20 protein-coding genes are annotated in these 19,499 nt (G+C 38.9%); 11 read left to right on the top strand and 9 right to left on the bottom strand.

From position 1 onward, the window contains the following. Positions 1 to 38 precede the first annotated feature (38 nt). Positions 39 to 1,478 (top strand): bifunctional indole-3-glycerol-phosphate synthase TrpC/phosphoribosylanthranilate isomerase TrpF, encoded by a 1,440-nt coding sequence (gene trpCF, locus DV417_RS06540; RefSeq protein WP_192878563.1) that lies wholly within the window; start codon positions 39 to 41, stop codon positions 1,476 to 1,478. Positions 1,479 to 1,528: 50 nt separating this feature from the next. On the opposite strand, the gene DV417_RS06535 is transcribed toward trpCF, so the two are convergent. Beyond that, positions 1,529 to 1,912 carry a helix-turn-helix domain-containing protein gene (locus DV417_RS06535; RefSeq protein ID WP_009500321.1) on the bottom strand — a complete coding sequence of 128 codons (384 nt, stop codon included), beginning with the start codon at positions 1,910 to 1,912 and terminating at the stop codon, positions 1,529 to 1,531. Between the two features lie 160 nt (positions 1,913 to 2,072). Here DV417_RS06535 and DV417_RS06530 point away from each other — a divergent pair, with 160 nt between their 5' ends. The 8 genes from DV417_RS06530 (at position 2,073) to hybG (ending at position 9,240) form a co-directional block, all read left to right on the top strand. Then, positions 2,073 to 2,543, top strand: coding sequence for a DUF4156 domain-containing protein (locus DV417_RS06530; protein WP_118879146.1), 471 nt, complete (start codon positions 2,073 to 2,075; stop codon positions 2,541 to 2,543). A 210-nt stretch (positions 2,544 to 2,753) separates the two neighbouring features. Beyond that, positions 2,754 to 3,890, top strand: coding sequence for a hydrogenase 2 small subunit (hybO, locus tag DV417_RS06525; protein WP_118879145.1), 1,137 nt, complete (start codon positions 2,754 to 2,756; stop codon positions 3,888 to 3,890). A 2-nt stretch (positions 3,891 to 3,892) separates the two neighbouring features. After that, the gene (gene hybA, locus DV417_RS06520; RefSeq protein WP_118879144.1) at positions 3,893 to 4,933 is read left to right on the top strand and encodes a hydrogenase 2 operon protein HybA; all 1,041 of its coding nucleotides are present in this window, start codon (positions 3,893 to 3,895) and stop codon (positions 4,931 to 4,933) included. Next, positions 4,926 to 6,152, top strand: a complete 1,227-nt coding sequence (gene hybB, locus DV417_RS06515) for a Ni/Fe-hydrogenase cytochrome b subunit (protein WP_118879143.1) — start codon at positions 4,926 to 4,928, stop codon at positions 6,150 to 6,152. The genes hybA and hybB overlap by 8 nt, the downstream gene beginning before the upstream one ends. Next, entirely contained in the window at positions 6,152 to 7,861 is a 1,710-nt protein-coding gene (gene hybC, locus DV417_RS06510) for a hydrogenase 2 large subunit (protein ID WP_118879142.1), read from the top strand. Before hybB ends, hybC begins: the two co-directional genes overlap by 1 nt. After that, positions 7,861 to 8,334: a HyaD/HybD family hydrogenase maturation endopeptidase gene (locus DV417_RS06505; RefSeq protein WP_118879141.1), complete on the top strand. Its 474-nt coding sequence runs from the start codon at positions 7,861 to 7,863 to the stop codon at positions 8,332 to 8,334. The genes hybC and DV417_RS06505 overlap by 1 nt, the downstream gene beginning before the upstream one ends. Positions 8,335 to 8,425: 91 nt before the next feature. After that, complete coding sequence (gene hybE, locus DV417_RS06500; RefSeq protein ID WP_118879140.1) at positions 8,426 to 8,935, top strand: hydrogenase-2 assembly chaperone; 510 nt, start codon at positions 8,426 to 8,428, stop codon at positions 8,933 to 8,935. A 29-nt stretch (positions 8,936 to 8,964) separates the two neighbouring features. Next, positions 8,965 to 9,240, top strand: a complete 276-nt coding sequence (gene hybG, locus DV417_RS06495; protein WP_118788296.1) for a hydrogenase maturation factor HybG — start codon at positions 8,965 to 8,967, stop codon at positions 9,238 to 9,240. A gap of 34 nt (positions 9,241 to 9,274) precedes the next feature. Here hybG and DV417_RS06490 read toward each other — a convergent pair whose 3' ends face one another. The 6 genes from DV417_RS06490 to DV417_RS06465 form a co-directional block, all read right to left on the bottom strand. Further along, positions 9,275 to 10,090 carry a glycosyltransferase family 8 protein gene (locus DV417_RS06490; RefSeq protein ID WP_118879139.1) on the bottom strand — a complete coding sequence of 272 codons (816 nt, stop codon included), beginning with the start codon at positions 10,088 to 10,090 and terminating at the stop codon, positions 9,275 to 9,277. Between the two features lie 175 nt (positions 10,091 to 10,265). Continuing rightward, a complete protein-coding gene (gene valS, locus DV417_RS06485; protein ID WP_118879138.1) occupies positions 10,266 to 13,130 on the bottom strand; it encodes a valine--tRNA ligase in 2,865 nt (954 codons plus the stop codon). Between the two features lie 7 nt (positions 13,131 to 13,137). Beyond that, a complete protein-coding gene (locus tag DV417_RS06480; protein ID WP_118879137.1) occupies positions 13,138 to 13,629 on the bottom strand; it encodes a DUF7226 domain-containing protein in 492 nt (163 codons plus the stop codon). 36 nt (positions 13,630 to 13,665) lie between these two features. Then, a complete protein-coding gene (gene yqfB / locus DV417_RS06475) occupies positions 13,666 to 13,989 on the bottom strand; it encodes a N(4)-acetylcytidine aminohydrolase (RefSeq protein ID WP_118879136.1) in 324 nt (107 codons plus the stop codon). Positions 13,990 to 14,035: 46 nt separating this feature from the next. Next, on the bottom strand, positions 14,036 to 14,581 hold the full coding sequence (locus DV417_RS06470) for a hypothetical protein (RefSeq protein ID WP_118879135.1): 546 nt from the start codon (positions 14,579 to 14,581) through the stop codon (positions 14,036 to 14,038). Positions 14,582 to 14,596: 15 nt separating this feature from the next. Next, complete coding sequence (locus DV417_RS06465) at positions 14,597 to 15,031, bottom strand: DNA polymerase III subunit chi (RefSeq protein ID WP_118879134.1); 435 nt, start codon at positions 15,029 to 15,031, stop codon at positions 14,597 to 14,599. 234 nt (positions 15,032 to 15,265) lie between these two features. Here DV417_RS06465 and fumC point away from each other — a divergent pair, with 234 nt between their 5' ends. Beyond that, the gene (fumC, locus tag DV417_RS06460) at positions 15,266 to 16,660 is read left to right on the top strand and encodes a class II fumarate hydratase (RefSeq protein ID WP_005626500.1); all 1,395 of its coding nucleotides are present in this window, start codon (positions 15,266 to 15,268) and stop codon (positions 16,658 to 16,660) included. Between the two features lie 127 nt (positions 16,661 to 16,787). Further along, complete coding sequence (locus DV417_RS06455; RefSeq protein ID WP_005636001.1) at positions 16,788 to 17,396, top strand: chalcone isomerase family protein; 609 nt, start codon at positions 16,788 to 16,790, stop codon at positions 17,394 to 17,396. A 100-nt stretch (positions 17,397 to 17,496) separates the two neighbouring features. Here DV417_RS06455 and rnm read toward each other — a convergent pair whose 3' ends face one another. Continuing rightward, positions 17,497 to 18,321, bottom strand: coding sequence for an RNase RNM (gene rnm / locus DV417_RS06450; protein WP_118879133.1), 825 nt, complete (start codon positions 18,319 to 18,321; stop codon positions 17,497 to 17,499). Continuing rightward, positions 18,321 to 19,340: a quinone-dependent dihydroorotate dehydrogenase gene (pyrD, locus tag DV417_RS06445; RefSeq protein ID WP_118879132.1), complete on the bottom strand. Its 1,020-nt coding sequence runs from the start codon at positions 19,338 to 19,340 to the stop codon at positions 18,321 to 18,323. The genes rnm and pyrD overlap by 1 nt, the downstream gene beginning before the upstream one ends. Positions 19,341 to 19,499: the final 159 nt, after the last annotated feature.

Below are 19,499 nucleotides of genomic sequence, written 5' to 3'. Positions count from 1 at the left end.
AAAAGCTAATTTAATACGCCATAATAAGAAGAAAAATGATGATCACTCAAGATTTTACCAAACCCATTGATTCCGCTACGGTGTTACAAAAAATTGTACTTGATAAAGCACAATGGGTTAAAGCAAAGGAAACTGAATTTCCGCTTTCTCAGTTTAAACAAAACGTTCAAAAATCTGACCGCTCTTTTTACTCAGCGTTAGCAAAAGGCACGCATCAAAAGCCCGCCTATATTTTGGAATGTAAAAAAGCCTCCCCTTCCAAGGGATTAATTCGTGCTGAATTTAATTTGGAAGAAATCGCCAATGTCTATAAACACTATGCCTCTGCTGTATCTGTGCTGACAGATGAAAAATATTTCCAAGGTAATTTTGAGTTCTTGCCTTTAGTTCGCGGTATCGTGAACCAACCTGTGCTTTGCAAAGATTTTATGATCAGCGAATATCAAGTTTACCTTGCTCGCTACTATCAAGCGGATGCGATTTTATTAATGCTTTCCGTGGTAAACGATGAGACTTATCGTGTGCTGGCAGATCTTGCGCATTCTCTTGGCATGGGCGTACTGACAGAAACCAGCAATGAAGAAGAATTTGAACGCGCCCTTGCGCTTGGTGCGAAAATTATCGGTGTCAATAATCGTAACTTACATGATTTGACCGTGGATTTAAATCGTGTTGTTGAACTCACTGAAAAATACGCCGACCACATCCCTGCTGATGTACGTATTATTAGCGAATCAGGCATTTACAATCACAAGCAAATTCGTCAATTACAAAAAGTGGCGCATGGTTTCTTAATTGGGAGCAGCTTAATGGGCAACCAAGATTTGAATAATGCGGTTCGCTCGGTGATTTTGGGAGAAAATAAAGTATGCGGTTTAACGCGCGCGCAAGATGTCAAAATCGTTTACGAAAACGGTGCACTTTACGGAGGATTAATCTTCGTAGAACATTCAAAACGTTGTGTGAGTTTACGCCAGGCGCAAGAATTGGTAACCACTGCTCCACTTCGATTTGTTGGTGTTTTTCAGAATCAAGAACTTGACTTTATCGCAAAAATAGCCAGCCAGTTGCAACTTTATGCGGTGCAATTACACGGTGCAGAAAATGAAGCATTTATTACCGCACTTCGCCAACAACTGCCAAAAAATACGCAAATCTGGAAAGCTATTTCTATCAATACTGAAGCCCAAAGTTCGGTCGATTTTACCGATGATTTGAATGTGGAGCGTTATATTTTTGATAGCCAAACAGCGAACCAACAAGGTGGTACTGGAAAAACCTTTGATTGGTCATTAATTCCTGAACATCTTAAACATAAGATTATTTTAGCCGGAGGCATCTCACCAAATAATGTGGAACAAGCCATTCAACAAAATTGCTTAGGCTTAGATCTTAATTCTGGAGTAGAGAGTGCTGCGGGCGTAAAAGATGAAGAAAAAGTGCGGTTAGTTTTTGAAAAAATTTTTAACTCGTTCTAGAATTTTTCGTTTAAGCACCACTGAATTTCAGTAGTGCTTTATTTTTAATATTATTTTTGTTCAAGTAAGGCGATTATTTTTTTCAGTGATGCAATTTCATCAGATTGTTTTTGGAGAAGCTCATCTTTATGCATAATAATCAAATTCAGTTTTTCAATCACAAAATCGTTACCACTACTTTTACCGTAATAATTAGAACTTAAGTTGCTATGCTCATTAATCAAAAATATATTTTGCTGATCTGAAGAAAGCAGTTCTACAATGTCCAAATTAAAAATCTGTGCAATCTGCTCTAACTTATCTAGACGCAATTTTGTTTCTCCACGTTCAATCTTCGCATAGCCATTAACAGACATATTCATCTTCGTTGCCATATCTTCTTGTGACCAGGCATTTTGTTCACGTATTGTACGAATTTTTTGATTAAGATTCATTTTAGCTTTTACCCAATTTGATGTTTTTCACCACAAAAAGGCGAAACAATTCTCCCTTTTATTGGTGGAGGTTAATTGGTGCCTAGTATATCATTTCTTCATCTTATAACCAATACGATTAAATAAAAGGCTTAATAAACAATATATTAAGGAATGAAAAATGAAAAAGTTAGTACCTAGTATTATTTTAACTACAATCGCATCCACAGTATTATCTGGCTGTGTTCAATTTGTGCCTTATGAAGGGAAATCTTTAAATCCTGAAGCAAGAGGAATTACAACAGTGCGTTCAACTCCCTACGGTTGTAAAGTATTAGGTGAGGCGGAAGGCAAGGAAACAACTAATTCAGCTACCTTATATACTCCAGGCTCAGTTACTCGGGAAACCTTGAGAGATAGTGCGCTCAATGATCTTAGAAATAATGCTGCAGAGGCAATTGGTAAAGGAAAAAGAATTACATTACGAATTGTTGAAGAACTACCAACTTGTAAAAGTCGTTGTCCATTAGATGCAGAAGGATATGCAATAGAAAGCCATATTACTGGCTATAGAATCAGCGCACAAATTTTTGAATGTGGTGATAAAGATATCCAAGAAAATACATCCGCTCGACCTCAAAAGAAAAAATAACATAATAAGGCTGCGCAACATTGCAGCCTTTTTTCTTTCCTAAAAATAAACAAACAAGAATCCTTCTCATCTAAAATAACATTCCGTTCACAATCTGGACATATTTTTGCTATAAATTCTTCATTTCATGATTATGATCAAATTTTTTTTGAAGAAAACATTTATCATTGGCCAATTCCCACAATAAATGTGTGTCTTTGGAGTGATACTATGAATAATCCAGATGGCGTTTTTTCTGCGTTGGCAGATGTTTCTCGCCGAGATTTTATGAAATTATGTACCGCACTTGCGGCTACGATGGGGCTAAATTCTAAAGCGAGCGCTGAAATGACGGCAGCAATGACCAGCCCTGCACGCCCACCAGTGCTTTGGATTGGTGCGCAAGAATGTACTGGCTGTACCGAATCTTTACTGCGTGCAACCCACCCAACTGTTGAAAATCTCGTGCTCGATTTAATTTCCCTCGAATATCATGAGGTGCTTTCTGCCGCATTTGGTGAACAAGCGGAAGAAAATAAACATAATGCTATCCATAACTATTACGGCAAATATGTGCTTGTAGTGGATGGCTCCATTCCAATTAAAGACGGCGGTGTGTACTGCATGGTGGCAGGCAAACCAATTGTGGAACATATTCGTGAAGCCGCAAAAGGTGCCGCAGCCATTATTGCAATTGGATCCTGCTCATCTTGGGGCGGTGTTCCATCTTGCGGTGGCAACCCAACAGGTGCGGTCAGTCTTTCTGAAGTTTTACCAAAAGGCACACCAATTATTAACATTCCTGGTTGCCCTCCTAACCCACATAATTTCTTGGCAACCGTTGCCTATATCATCACTTATAAAAAATTACCAGCAATGGATAAATTAAATCGCCCATTGTTTGCTTATGACCGTCTAATCCATGAAAACTGTTATCGCCGACCGCACTTTGATGCAGGCCGTTTCGCAAAAGAATTTGGCGATTATGGTCATCGTCATGGCTGGTGTTTATATCATTTAGGTTGTAAAGGGCCCGAAACTTACGGCAACTGCTCTACACTAGAATTCTGTGATGTTGGTGGTAATAACTGGCCAGTGGGTATCGGTCATCCTTGCTATGGCTGTAACGATCAAGGCATCGGGTTTACCAAAGGCATTTTCCAATTAGCGAACGTCGAAAATCCAACGCCACGCGTGGAAAAACCAGATGTAAACAATGTTGAAGGCGAAGGTGCCTCAATGACGGCGATTGGCTTATTAGGCGGTGCTGCAGCCATTTTAGCAGGTGTTAGCGTGATGACCTTGAAAGAATTGAGCAAACAACATAAAGCGAACAAATCTGCAGACAATCAAGATCAAGGACACTAAAGATGGATAGACGAAATTTCCTTAAAGCAGGTCTGCTGGGAACAGTCACATCAGGTCTGCCCGTTGCAAAAGCCAAAGCGGTGGAAAATCTTCCGCCCATTCCTGGCGCACTTGGGATGCTTTATGACTCCACACTTTGCGTTGGCTGTCAGGCTTGTGTTGCAGAATGTCAACAAGTGAATAAAACACCTGTCAACCCAAAAGGTGAGCAAACTTGGGCAAACAACGACAAACTTACGCCGTTCACACGCAATGTGATTCAAGTATGGAGCGATGGAGACGGCAAAAATAAAGATAAAACCGAAAACGGTTATGCTTATGTTAAAAAACAATGTATGCACTGTGTTGATCCAAACTGCGTTTCCGTTTGTCCAGTACAGGCTTTAACCAAAGATCCTAAAACAGGTATTGTTAAATACGATCCTGATATTTGTACTGGTTGCCGTTATTGCATGGTGGGCTGTCCGTTTGACGTGCCAAAATATGATTACGACAATCCATTTGGTCAAATCAGCAAATGTGAACTTTGCAACCAAAAAGGTGTGGAACGCTTAGATAAAGGTGAATTACCGGGTTGTTGTCATGTTTGTCCAACTGGGGCGATTATTTTTGGTACTCGTGAAGAACTTTTAGCGGAAGCAAAACGTCGTTTAAGTTTATTACGTGGCACAGAATATGACTATCCTCGCCAACACGTAAACAGTAAAGACACTTATCGTGCAACTGTGCCAGCCTATCAATATCGTATTTACGGTGAAAAAGAAGGTGGCGGTACACAAGTATTAGTGTTAAGTGCGGTTCCACAAGAAAATTTAGGTTTCCCTGAGTTAGATGATATTGCTACAGGTGCACGCGCAGCACATTTACAACACTTCTTGTATCGCGGTTTGGCATTGCCACTGGTGGCGTTAGCTGGTTTAACAATGATGACTTATAAGAATATGCACGGCGATAAGATTCGTGAACGAATTGAAGCGCAAAAAGAAGCGATGCGCCAAGCACGTAAAGAAATGGAAGACGCGGAGGATGAACATCATGGGTAATCCACGTCCGGTGGGCGGTCGATTAGTTTCCGCCAGTATTCTCTTTTTTGCACCTTTGGCTGTCATTTGTATCTTTTTAATTATCAAACGTTTGTTCTTAGGTATCGGTTCCGTCACCGCACTTAACGGCGGTTATCCTTGGGGCTTATGGATTTCCTTTGACTTACTTGTAGGTACAGGTTTTGCCTGTGGTGGTTGGGCATTAGCTTGGACAGTATATATTTTCAACAAAGGGAAATATCACCCTCTTGTGCGTCCCGCATTGCTTGCCAGCTTATTCGGCTATTCATTAGGTGGTCTTTCCATCACGATTGATATGGGACGTTACTGGCACTTGCCTTACTTCTATATTCCAGGTCAATTCAATACAAACTCGGTGTTATTTGAAACCGCATTTTGTATGACGATTTACATCATTGTCGTCACCCTTGAATTTGCGCCAGTTTGGCTCGGGTTCTTAGGGTTGAAAAAATGGTTTAATAAACTCAACAAAATTATGTTCTTTGTCATCGCACTTGGCGCACTATTGCCGATGATGCACCAATCATCTATGGGATCATTAATGATCGCCGCAGGTCATAAAGTTCATCAAGTGTGGCAAAGCTATGAAGCATTACCAATCTTATCCTTGCTTACCGCATTTATTATGGGCTTTTCTATCGTCATTTTTGAAGGTTCTTTAGTGCGCGCAGGTTTGGCAGGGAAAACACCAGATGAGCGTTCACTCTTTACCCAGCTTGCAAAAGTGACCGCTGGATTAATCGCACTTTTCCTTGCAGTACGCTTTGGCGAGTTGATTTACCATGACAAACTCCATTATGTATTCGGATTCGATAAACTTGGTAAATTTGAAGCTTGGATGTTTTGGATGGAAGTATGGCTAATGACATTACCATTACTCACTTTATTCCTTGGTGAGAAAAAATCTGATTCACGTTGGCTATTTATATCAGCCTTGAGTATGTTACTCGGCGCAGCCCTATGGCGTTTAAATTATTCAATGATTATGTACGATCCAGGTAATGGCTATCGTTACTTCCCATCAGCAGAAGAATTGCTAATTTCTATTGGTTTCGTTTCCATCGAAATTTGCGCCTATATTTTAATAATTCGTCTATTCCCTGTCTTACCAGTGTTGAAAGAAAAACATCATGAAGACTCGGAACAAATTATTGCCGAAAAAGCACAATTCAGTAAAAAAATGAGCGGAGCAGAATAATGACTGAAAAAAAACGTATCTCAATCGACCCTATCACACGCATTGAAGGCCATTTACGTATCGATTGCGAAATTGAAAATGGCGTAGTAACAAACGCTTGGTCATCAGGCACAATGTGGCGTGGAATGGAAAATATCGTGAAAGGTTCAGATCCGCGTGATGCTTGGATGATTATGCAACGTATTTGTGGCGTTTGTACAACCGTTCACGCCATTATGAGTGTGCGTGCAGTAGAAGATGCTCTCGGTGCTAAAGTGCCAGTGAATGCACAATATATCCGCAATATGATTCTTTCTGCTCATAGCATGCACGACCATATCGTTCATTTTTATCAACTTTCTGCGATGGACTGGGTGGATATCACTGCGGCACTGAATGCTGATCCCGATAAAGCCGCTGAAATGCTTAAAGGTGTTTCAACATGGGGACTAAACAGTGCAAATGAATTCCGCAATGTGCAAAATAAAATTAAATCTTTAGTTGAAAGCGGTCAGCTTGGTATTTTTGCCAACGGTTATTTCGGTCACCCTGCCATGAAATTACCGCCGGAAGTAAACCTAATCGCGGTAGCTCACTATTTACAAGCACTTGAATGTCAGCGTGATTGTAACCGTATTGTGGCATTACTCGGCGGAAAAACACCACACATTCAAAACCTAGCAATTGGTGGCGTAGCAAACCCAATCAACTTAGACTCTCAATCAGTATTAAACTTAGAACGTTTAATGTTTGTAAAATCCTGTATTGACCGTTTAAATGATTTCGTGACCCAAGTTTATCGTGTTGATGCGGCTATCATTGCGGCTTATTACCCTGAATGGCTTAATCTTGGTAAAACATCGGGTAACTACCTTTCTGTGCCTGAATATCCAATTGACGGTGATAATTCTAAATTTGCTCTAACGGGTGGCTATATTGAAAACTTCGATATTTCGACCTTCCGTCCAATTACGCGACAAAAAGATGAATTTGTTGTAAAAGGCATTAAAGAAAGTGGTAAACACGCTTGGTATGAAGACGATGAACCGCTTGAACCTTGGGCTGGTTTAACACGTCCGAAATATACCGGCTGGCAAGATGAAGGCAAATATTCATGGGTTAAAGCGCCAAGTTTCTATGGAAAAGTTGTTGAAGTCGGCCCTCTTGCCTATTTAATGTGTAACTTAGCAAATAAAAATAAAGATACATTACATCACTTTAACCATATTAAAGGATTGTATGAAAAACTAAGCGGCAATACCTTATCTGTTGAGCATTTACATTCAACCTTAGGGCGTATTATTGCTCGTACCGTACATTGTTGCGTGCTAAATAATATTCTTGAACAACAATGGAAACTACTTGTTGATAATATTGGCACGGGCGATACTGTTGCTTATCTCAAAACAGACATTCCACAAACTGGTGAGTTTAAAGGTGTTGGATTTGGTGAAGTGCCTCGTGGCATGCTCTCTCACTGGGTTGTCGTTAAAAATGGCAAAATCGAAAATTATCAAGCCGTTGTGCCATCGACTTGGAATGCAGGCCCTCGTAACCAAAATGATGAAATGGGGCCTTATGAGCTTTCCATCATCGGTACACCTGTAGCAGATCCAACAAAACCATTAGAAGTTGTGCGCACAATCCACTCTTTCGACCCTTGCATGTCATGCGCAGTGCATGTGGTGAACACAGAAAATGGTGAAGTCACACAAGTGAAGGTGCTCTAATGAAGCCATTAATCTTAGGCGTTGGTAATATTTTACTCGGCGATGAAGGCGTGGGCGTACGAATCGCCCAAGCCCTAGAAAATCGCTCTGAAATTTTACCGCACTTTGACGTGGTTGACGGTGGCACTTGCGGCATGGAATTATTGGATGAAATGGCAAATCGTGAGCATATCATCATCATTGATGCCGTACTTGCCAATAAGCAGCCAGGAGAAATCATTGTGCTTCATGATAAGCAAGTGCCGGTATTTTTCTCGCGTAAAATTTCACCACATCAACTTGGTATTTGTGATGTGCTTTCTGCGTTAAAATTAACGGATGAATTCCCTAAGAATCTATGTTTAATTGGGATTCAACCAGAAACTTTTGATCCACAAATTGCATTAAGTGAAACAATTCAAAAACAATTTCCAGAAATTTTTAAAACATTAGAAAACGTTTTGAAAGAATATGGATTTCACGTTCAAATGTAGATAAAAAATAACAGATTTCACGCACGCCATAATTTGCTCTTATGGTATGCGTGAATTGTTGAAATTCACCTCGCTGTAAATTTTAATAATTATGTATCGACACGAAAAAACACCAGAAAATACCACCGCACTTGAAGGTATTATTCAAGGCTTCTCCGAAGAGCCATCTTCAATCTTCCAAAACGAAATGCGAAAAGTTGCAGAAGAAATGAAAGATCTTCCTTTCTATCGAAAAGGTATCGACTGCTATTGTCCTAAATTTGTACTTTTTGAAAACCAATGGATAGGTACAGTTGTGACACCTTGGATGTTGAGCATTGTCATTTTACCAGGCAAAGATCAAGAATGGGAATTGCGTGAAATTGGCGATAAACTTTCAGTACAACTGCCCTATAAAACCTTCACTTTCACAGTGAGTAGTTTAGAAAATATTCCACAATATCTTAGTTGCTCCCTTCATTCTCCGATTGATCCTGCCATGACAAATACTCAAGCTGTTCAACTCGCACAAGATTGCCTCAGAATGATTTTATCAATGCCAACAAAAGCAACAACTTTTGATCCAGATCGACGTAACTTATTCCGCGCGATAGTAAAATAAGCACAAATTTCAATAGGAGTGAATGTATTATGTGTTTAGGTGTTCCAGGCCAAATTATTAAGATTGGCGAAAGCGCTCTTCAACTTGCCACCGTGGATGTATGTGGCGTACAACGTGATGTGAATATTTCACTGGTCTGCACTGGAGATCCAGCCGATTTACTTGGCAAATGGGTGCTCGTTCATGTAGGCTTTGCAATGAGTGTTATTGATGAAGATGAAGCCAAGAAAACTCAAGAAGCCCTACTCGCTATGAGTCAACTAGAGCACGAAGTTGGGGATTTTTTAGGATTAAATCAAAAATAGTAAAATAGTCGTTCTAATTGAACGACTATTTTATTTATATGCTATTCCAATCTAAATTCTGATAAAAAATATAATTATCTTTATAAAATTTGGGAAAGTCTTCATGATCTTCGTTTAACCAAGGTTTAAACTTTCCAGTATAATGAATAATATTTGGCACAAAAGTAAAATGAGGACTTAAATCTATATTAGCCTCTCTCAATCTATCTTCTAACAAACCCACTTGAAAATTAAATTTAAGAGGCAATAGTTTAATTAATTCCTTACTTAAGCTAAAGTTAATTGTATCTTGATCACCATATTCAAATTTCTTACCATATTTTAATGCGCCATCAATAAAATATTTATCAACATTTAATTCACGCCATTTATTTAAATTAATTAGCATCACACCAGAATTAATATACTGTTGTTTATCAAAATACTTATGGAACCAATGGAATTCCATACCATAATCAGTAACAGCTCCCAATAAATAATTATCTATGTCAATATTCCAAAGTTCATCTATTGGCTTATTAATAATTACATCTACATCTAAATAAATAACTTTATCTAGATTTTCTGGGAGTAAACGATGAACAAACAATCGAACTAAAGAAAACGCCCCAATATGATCTGGAGATCCTACTGTTGGAAATACAATTAACTTATTAACATCTTCAATATACAAGTCATACAGAGAATTACCTCGATGAGCTAAATACTGCCCGACTCTCGTCAATTCAGCTCTTGAAATACCATCATGAATAATATAAATATTTACATTATGATGGTGATAGTGCACTGACTTCAGAGCCACCTCTAAATAACTAGAATAATTTTTATCTAGTACAAATACAATATTCATTAATTAAAAACCTTAATATAGAAAATAAAATCCTTTTCTCCTTTCCAATATATAATTAGATACTCTTTCTATCGAGTTATTCCATACCCAATTTTTTTGGTTTATCTGAAAATATTTAGCAAAACAAAGAAAAAAATAAAAACGTCAGATTAAACCGACGTTTTTATTATTAAAATTAAAGCGCCTCAATCGCCTTATATTGCTCTTGAATTTTTTCTAATCCGGATTGGTATTCCGCTTGTTTTTCGCGTTCTTTTGCAATCACTGCTTCTGGCGCTTTAGCCACGAAAGCTTCGTTGCTGAGTTTGTTTTCGATACGTTTAACTTCGTTTTGATATTTTTCAATCTCTTTAGTTAAACGCGCAAGCTCTGCTTCTTTATTGATAAAGCCAGCCATTGGCACGAGTAATTCAGTATTGCCAACGAGTTTCGCTACCGCAAGTGGTGCTGTTTCGTTTGCGGCTAATACTTGAACGTTGTCTAATTTCGCCATCGCTTTCAAAAGAGCGGTCTGTTTTTCGAGAATTTTTGCGTTTTCTGCACTTAAATTACGGAATAACAGATCTAAGCCTTTACTTGGTGCGATGTTGCTTTCTGCACGAATATTACGCACCGCAACGATCACTTCTTTTAACCACTCAATTTCAGCTTCTGCTTCTGGATCAAAGCCGTTCTCTTCCACTTGTGGGAAAGGTTGTAACATAATGCTGTCAGCCGTAATGCCGACGAAACCTTTCACTTTTTGCCAAATTTCTTCGGTAATAAATGGAATCAGTGGATGTGCTAAACGTAATAATTTTTCTAGCACATGAACCAAAGTTTGGCTTGCCGCACGAATTTGTGCTGCATTACCGTTTGCAAATACTGGTTTAGTCAATTCTAAATACCAGTCACAGAATTGGTTCCAAGTGAATTCATAAATTGCATTGGCACAAAGGTCAAAACGATATTGGCTTAATGAATTACGGAAAGTTTCCACTGTGCGATTGAATTCCGATTGAATCCAACGATCGGCTAATGAGAATTCAATCTCGCCTTCGCTTAAATCTAATTTTTCATTCGTTAAGACGAAACGGCTTGCATTCCATAATTTATTACAGAAGTTACGGTAGCCTTCTAAACGTTTCATATCCCAGTTGATATCACGACCGTTTGAAGCCAATGCCGCTAATGTGAAACGTAATGCGTCTGTACCGTGAGCGGCAATGCCCTCTGCGAATTCTTTGCGAGTCGCTTTAGCAATTTTTTCTGCTAATTGCGGCTGCATCATGTTACCAGTACGTTTTTCAAGTAAATCTTCAAGGCTGATACCGTCAATCATATCGATTGGGTCAAGTACGTTACCTTTCGATTTCGACATTTTTTGGCCTTGCTCATCACGAATTAAGCCCGTTACGTACACGGTTTTGAATGGCACCTGTGGTTTGCCGTTTTCATCTTTCACGAAGTGCATCGTAAACATAATCATACGAGCAACCCAGAAGAAGATAATGTCAAAGCCGGTAATTAAAACATCCGTTGGGTGGAACATTTTGAGCTCTTTGGTTTGCTCTGGCCAACCTAAGGTAGAGAACGTCCATAAGCCTGATGAGAACCACGTGTCTAACACGTCTTCATCTTGCTTGAGTTCAACCGCAGAATCTAAGTTGTATTTTGACCGCACTTCTTCTTCATTGCGCGCGACATACACATTGCCTTCTGCGTCATACCACGCAGGAATACGGTGTCCCCACCAAAGTTGGCGAGAGATACACCAATCTTGAATATCACGCATCCAAGAGAAATAAAGGTTTTCGTATTGTTTCGGCACGAATTGGATTTCGCCGTCTTCCACCGCTTTAATCGCTACATCAGCAAGCGGTTTCACGCTCACATACCATTGGTCGGTTAACATCGGCTCAATCGGCACGCCGCCACGGTCACCATAAGGGACTTTCAAATCGTGCGGTTTAATTTCATCTAATAAACCTAGCGCTTCAAAATCTGCCACGATTTTCTTACGTGCAGCGAAACGCTCTAAACCACGGTAATCCGCAGGAATAGTCGCCTCATAACCCGCAAGTGGTTTGCCGTCTGTGCCGATAATTTCCGCTTCATCACGAATATCGGCATTTAAAGTTAACACGTTGACCATCGGCAAGCTGTGACGTTTACCCACTTCGTAGTCGTTAAAGTCATGAGCTGGGGTAATTTTTACCACACCAGTACCGAATTCGCGATCCACATATTCATCCGCAATAATCGGAATTTCACGCTTCGCCAACGGCAGAACCACGGTTTTACCAATTAAAGATTGATAACGTTCATCTTCCGGATGAACCGCCACCGCCGTATCGCCCAACATGGTTTCCGGACGCGTGGTTGCCACCACTAAATAATCTTTACCATCTGCCGTTTTTGCACCGTTTGCTAACGGATAACGGAAATGCCAAAGGGAACCTTTGCTCTCTTTGTTTTCTACTTCTAAATCGGAAATCGCGGTGTGAAGTTTTGGATCCCAGTTTACCAAACGTTTACCACGGTAAATCAAACCTTCTTCGTGCAAACGAACAAACACTTCTTTTACTGCATTAGATAAACCATCGTCCATGGTGAAACGCTCACGTTCCCAGTCTATTGAGTTCCCTAAACGGCGCATTTGTTGGCTGATTGTGCCGCCTGAATAGGCTTTCCAATCCCAAATTTTGTTGATGAACGCTTCACGTCCATAATCGTGGCGAGTTTTGCCTTCTTCAGCCGCAATTTTACGCTCCACCACCATTTGGGTTGCAATACCCGCGTGGTCTGTCCCCGCTTGCCATAAGGTATTATGCCCTTCCATACGGTTAAAACGGATTAAGGTATCCATTAAGGTTTGTTGGAAAGCGTGTCCCATGTGTAAGGAACCCGTGACGTTCGGCGGCGGAATCGCAATGCAATAGCTCGGCGCATTTTCATTTTCCGACGGTTTAAAATAACCGCTCTCTTCCCAATGTTGATAAAGGGCTTGTTCTACCGCAGACGGATTAAAACGGTCTGCCATTTCGAATTTTTGTGTCATAGGTATCCTATCGTGTACGTATATGTTGGCTATATTCATTAACCCATTTTATTAGGGTTTTAGCTCTTCTTTTTTTGGTGGAATCAGATAAATTCGCACCAAAGGCATAATTTAAAAATTTGATGACTTCAGTTATCTCAAGAGGAACATCAAGTACTGAAGACACTTGATAATAAGTGCACCAACAGACACCAATATTACTATATTGGAAAGCTGTCACTATTGTGTCCATAAAATCGCCTTGGGAAGATAACAGGTCTCTACCTGCTCTAGTTAAGCAATCTTTAGAATCTAAGAATCCTAAAATTCTAGCTGCAGCTTTATAATACCGAACCTGTCTATCAACAATTCCCATCTTAGATGCCAATAATTGATCATCGTGAGATAAAGTAGGTTCTTCGCCTATGAGAGATGTAACAGTATAAACCTTATGTAAATCATCTGCTTGAGGAGCATCTGTACTATCTAGTTCATTAAAATCATTAAAATTAATAATCATATATTTTCCTTAATATTATTTATCAATAATCATCATTTATAAAGTTTCTAAATACAGACTAAACTCTATTATCCAAAATATATATTCTCTCGGATAAATCCCCCGAATCACCTCTTTCAGCTCATCCAATCCCATATTTTCCTGCTTGGCATGTTGTTCCGTCAGTTTATCAAGGGTAATCGGTGAAACACTTAACACTTCAATCGTGCAGAAATATTGATTATCTTCAAACCGCCCAACACGCAAGATATCATCCGCTTTAAAATAGCTTTCAGATTTATCTCGAATAGTAATCGTTTTACGCCCGGCGAGAATATCGGCTTCAAAGCGTTGGTAAAAAGTGATGTCGTTGGATTGCATTTTGATCCTTAAAGTGCGGTTGGGTTTTAAAAAGTTTTTACAAAAACTATCTCAATTCTTTCTTTAAACTATCAATTTCATTTAATAAGCGATATTCTTCTTGATGGCAAAAACTCTCAGAACCGAGTTTCTCTCCCTCGCTAGTGCAACGAACTTGCTGATATTGTTGTTCTAGTATTTGTAATATTTTTCGTTTTTCTATATTTGGATCATTCGTCTGCTTTATTTTAGCTGGAGCTGATACCTTAGATAAAACCTGATCTTCTGGCATTTTTTGTTGAGTAGTCATCTCTACCGTTTTTTCAGCTTCAACCATTTTTTCTTGTTCAACCGCTTCAGATTTCTGAGCTACAACAGAAGTTTTCTCTTTATTTTCTTCTAAAAGGGCAGCTTCCTTTTTAACATCCTGTTTTGTGACCTGTTGAGTTTCTTCAACTTTAGGTGTGGCTTCAACTTTAGGTGTGGCTTCAACTTTAGGTGTGGCTTCAACTTTAGGTGTAGCTTCAACTTTATTTTCTTGTTTCTCACAAGCTGAAATCATCAATACAGCTGTTCCCAATAATAAACTTAAGCAAAATTTGGTTTTCTTCATAATTACTCCATTCTGTTATGCTATATTTTCGGTGGAAAGTGCCCATCCCAACGCTCTTAACTGTTTATAACGTTCTCGGGCTTGTGTTTTTAAGGCATCATCTTTCGGCACAAAATCAATAATTTGGGTAAAACTATGGCTAAAATCTGGAATTTCTTGTTGCAAATTAATTAACACGTCACGGCGTTGTAAATTTCGTTTCCCAAGCCATGAAATCTCAATCGGTGTAGGATATTGTGTGACCTCCCCCGATAAATTATGTGGAACAAATTCATTAGGATCTCGTTGCCACAAACGCTCATCAATCTCTAGCGCTTGAGCCTCACTTTCACAGCTAATTAATACTTTTTTCCCTGAACGCCATATTGAAGCAGCAAGATTACAGGCAATTTCTTCGACAGTTAAAGTACAATCTTCCGTAAGAATGTAAAATTGTGCAATTTTTGCCATTTTAGCCCCGTTATTTTCTCAATCTTGCCCTATAAAAAGAGCGAAATTTTAACGAAAAAACCCTAAAAAATAAATAATTAAATATACATTATTACAAATGCGTGAAAATCCACCGCACTTTTATGATCTATGTCACAAAACTGATTTTTAACGTTTTTGTTACGTTCCACTCATAACTCGGAAGTGTTAAAATCACTTGCGTTTTAATTTTCATTCAATTCATAGGAGTACAGAATGGCATTTCGTATTGAAAAAGACACAATGGGTGAAGTTCAAGTTCCAGCAGATAAATACTGGGCTGCACAAACTGAACGTTCACGCAATAACTTTAAAATTGGCCCTGCCGCATCAATGCCACATGAAATTATCGAGGCTTTTGGCTATTTGAAAAAAGCAGCCGCATTTGCTAATCATGATTTGGGTGTATTACCTCTTGAAAAACGTGATTTAATTGCTCAGGCTTGTGACGAAATTTTAGCAAATAAATTAGATGATCAATTCCCACTTGTTATTTGGCAAACTGGTTCTGGTACACAATCTAATATGAATGTGAATGAAGTAGTTGCCAATCGTGCTCACGTGTTAAACGGTGGCAAATTAGGCGAAAAATCTATCATTCACCCAAATGATGATGTGAACAAATCACAATCTTCAAATGATACTTTCCCAACGGCAATGCACATTGCTGCATATAAAAAAGTAGTTGAGCACACCATTCCTTGTGTTGAACGTTTACAAAAAACTTTTGCAGCAAAATCTGAAGCCTTCAAAAACGTAGTAAAAATTGGCCGCACTCACTTAATGGATGCAACGCCACTCACATTAGGTCAAGAATTTTCAGCTTATGCTGCTCAATTAGATTTCGGCTTAAAAGCATTAAAAAACACCCTTCCGCATTTAAGTCAATTAGCATTGGGTGGAACTGCAGTTGGTACAGGTTTGAACACGCCGAAAGGCTATGATGTGAAAGTGGCAGATTACATTGCAAAATTCACCGCACTTCCCTTTGTCACTGCAGATAATAAATTTGAAGCATTAGCGGCTCATGATGCGATTGTTGAAACTCACGGTGCATTACGTCAATTAGCCATGAGTTTATTTAAAATTGCGAACGATATTCGTCTATTAGCATCAGGCCCTCGTTCGGGAATTGGCGAAATTTTAATTCCTGAAAATGAACCTGGTTCTTCAATTATGCCGGGTAAAGTAAACCCAACTCAATGCGAAGCGATGACAATGGTTTGCGCACAAGTATTTGGTAACGATACCACAATCGCATTTGTAGGTTCACAAGGTCACTTCCAATTAAATGTGTTCAACCCAGTGATGATTGCAAACTTCTTACAATCTGCTCAATTATTGGGTGATGCTTGCGTATCTTTCGATGAACACTGTGCAGTGGGTATTGAACCAAACTATCCAAGAATTAAACAACAACTTGAAAATTCATTGATGTTGGTGACCGCACTTAATACGCATATTGGCTATGAAAACGCAGCTAAAATTGCAAAAACTGCACACAAAAATGGCACAACATTACGTGAAGAAGCAATTAATTTAGGTTTAGTTTCTGCCGAAGATTTTGATAAATGGGTTCGCCCAGAAGATATGGTCGGTAGCCTAAAATAATTCACCGTACAAATTAACATCAGTAATATTAAAGGCGAGTAAAATTACTCGCCTTTTTACTCGTTTCTCATTTGTTTTTTGATGCGGTTTGTTATAATCAGCACAATTTTACTCACGGCAATTTATTATGAAAATGAAATCCCTTTTTGTGGCAATGATAACGTTTTTTTCTGCCGCACCTTTTGCTCATTGGCAACCCATCGGAAATGCCGAATACACTTGGGGGCCGTTCCATGTTTATACCATTGGTTTATTTTCCGAAACGGGTACTTATCAAGAAAATGAACGCCCATTAATGCTCTCTTTCAAATATGAAAAACCCATTGAAGGAAAAAATTTTGCGATTACGCTTATTAAAGAAATCGAAACCTTAAAACTTAATGATGGCGATACTCAAAGCTGGCTTAAAGAAATGCAATCCACATTTCCTGATTTCTCACCAAACGATATCTTGAACTATATTGCCTTACCAGATAGAGGCTACTTTGTATTAAATGATACTGTTTTGGAACATGATTTTGATGCTAAATTTAATCAAGCATTTATCGGCATCTGGCTTGCACCGAATAGCACTTTTGTAAAACTTCAGCCACAATTATTAGGCAAAACAAAAAGCAATCATGAAGCGACTGAATTTTATCTCAAACCTGAAATTGAATCCGTTGATGAACAAGATTCAATGCCTGAATTACCACCACATTATTTATTAGATAATCAGAAAAAATCTGAAGGATAAATTTAGTTTTTTATATTTTGAACCATAAAAAATACCTGTTTCCAAATAAATTTTATTATCAAGGAAACAGGTATTTATTATTTGAACATTCTCTATCGGGCTAAAATTTTTCCCAAACTGGGATGATTCCATCAACTAAATCTAAATTTTTTCCTAACTCAATCCAACCACAAGGAAAATGAAAATCAGAACCAACGGATCCCAGTAGTTCAAATTCTTTTGCCCAACGAGCAAGCATTTGACGTTGATCTTTTGTCTGACCACAGTCCGCCATTTCCATGCCATCACCGCCCCAAGCCTTGAAATCGGTTATCAGCTTACGCACCCATTTCCCCGTCATGTTATAACGTAATGGATGCGCAATAATAGCTATACCGCCCGCGGCATGGATTGTCTCAATCGCTGTGGGAATATCTGTCCATTCAGCTTTGACAAATGCCGATTTTCCTTGTCCTAAATAGCGTTTAAAGGCTTGACCATCATTAGATACCTTACCAATCTGCACCAAATAACGTGCGTAATGAGCACGCGTAACTTCACCATCAGCTAAAGCTTTAGCCCCTTCATAAGCATGAGGAATCCCTGCTTTTTCTAATTTATCGCCAATTTCCACCGCTCTTTTTTCGCGTAATGCTTTTTGGCTTTGCAAAAGTGCGGTCATTTTGGGGTGAGTTTTATCGAAGTTTAATCCTACAATATGGATCCCTCGCCCTTCCCAATTTGTCGAGATTTCTACTCCAGTAATTAATTGAATGCCTACTTCTTTCGCTGCAATCTCAGCTTCATCAATACCTGCAATAGTATCGTGATCGCATAATGCCAACACATTCACGCCTTGCGCATAAGCACGATGCACTAATTCGGTTGGACTCAACACCCCATCTGATGCCGTGCTGTGACAATGTAAGTCATATTTTTTTGTCATTATTTAATACTTTTTACTAATTCTTTTACTAATTTTGGACCGTGATAAATCAATCCTGAATAAACTTGTAACAACTCGGCTCCAGCCTCAATTTTCTCTTGCGCATTTTGCACACCATCAATGCCGCCGCTACCAATAATCGAAATCTGACCTTTCAGTTCTTGATGTAATCGCTTAATAATCTCTGTGCTTTTATGCTGCAACGGCTTTCCACTTAATCCGCCTTGCTGTTCCGCATTTTTCATCCCCATCACAGTATCTCGAGAAATTGTAGTATTAGTTGCAATAACCCCATCCATTTTATGACGAACCAACGTATCCGCAATTTGTACTAATTCACTTTCCGTTAAATCTGGTGCAATTTTTACCGCAATCGGCACATATTTATTGTATTGGTTTGCCAAAATAGCTTGACGTTCCTTGATGCCTCGCAATAAATCATCGAAATAGTCACCATATTGTAACTGACGTAAATCTGGTGTATTAGGTGATGAAATATTCACCGTAATGTAACCTGCGTAGTTATAGGCTTTGTTCAAACAGAAAATATAATCATCTTTGCCTTGTTCCAAAGGCGTAAATTTATTCTTACCAATATTAATGCCAATCACGCCTTTATAACGTGCGTTTTTCATATTTTCTATAAGATAGTCAATACCATTATTATTAAAGCCATTACGGTTAATAATGCCTTCAGCTTCAATCAAGCGAAACTGACGTGGCTTTGTGTTCCCATCTTGTGCAATGGGCGTGACAGTTCCTACTTCCAGAAAACCGAAACCCAATGCACCAAAGCCGTCAATCGCATCACCGTTTTTATCCGCTCCTGCCGCCAATCCTATGGGATTAGGGAAATTCACTCCCATTACCATTTTCGGAAAGCCTTTGGGTGCATGAATAAGAGATTTTAAGATCGGTTGAAATAAAGGATTACCGGCTAATTTCAAGAATTGAATCGTGAAATTATGAGCCTTTTCAGCATCCATTTGGAAAATGCCGTGACGGAATAATTGATACATACTCGTTTATCTCTCGGGATAGTTGACTGTAAGAAAGTGCGGTCAATTTTCACCGCACTTTAAAGGTGAGATTACTCGTATTCTACGAGGAACAGGAATAATGTGCAAATAATAAAAAATGTGATGATCACAACGCAATCATCACATTTTAATATCAAC

Source organism: Haemophilus haemolyticus, assembly GCF_003490935.1.
Taxonomy (GTDB): Bacteria; Pseudomonadota; Gammaproteobacteria; order Enterobacterales; family Pasteurellaceae; genus Haemophilus; species Haemophilus haemolyticus_M.
Note: the sequence above shows the minus strand (reverse complement) of the source record. Positions and strands in the feature narration are given on the sequence as shown.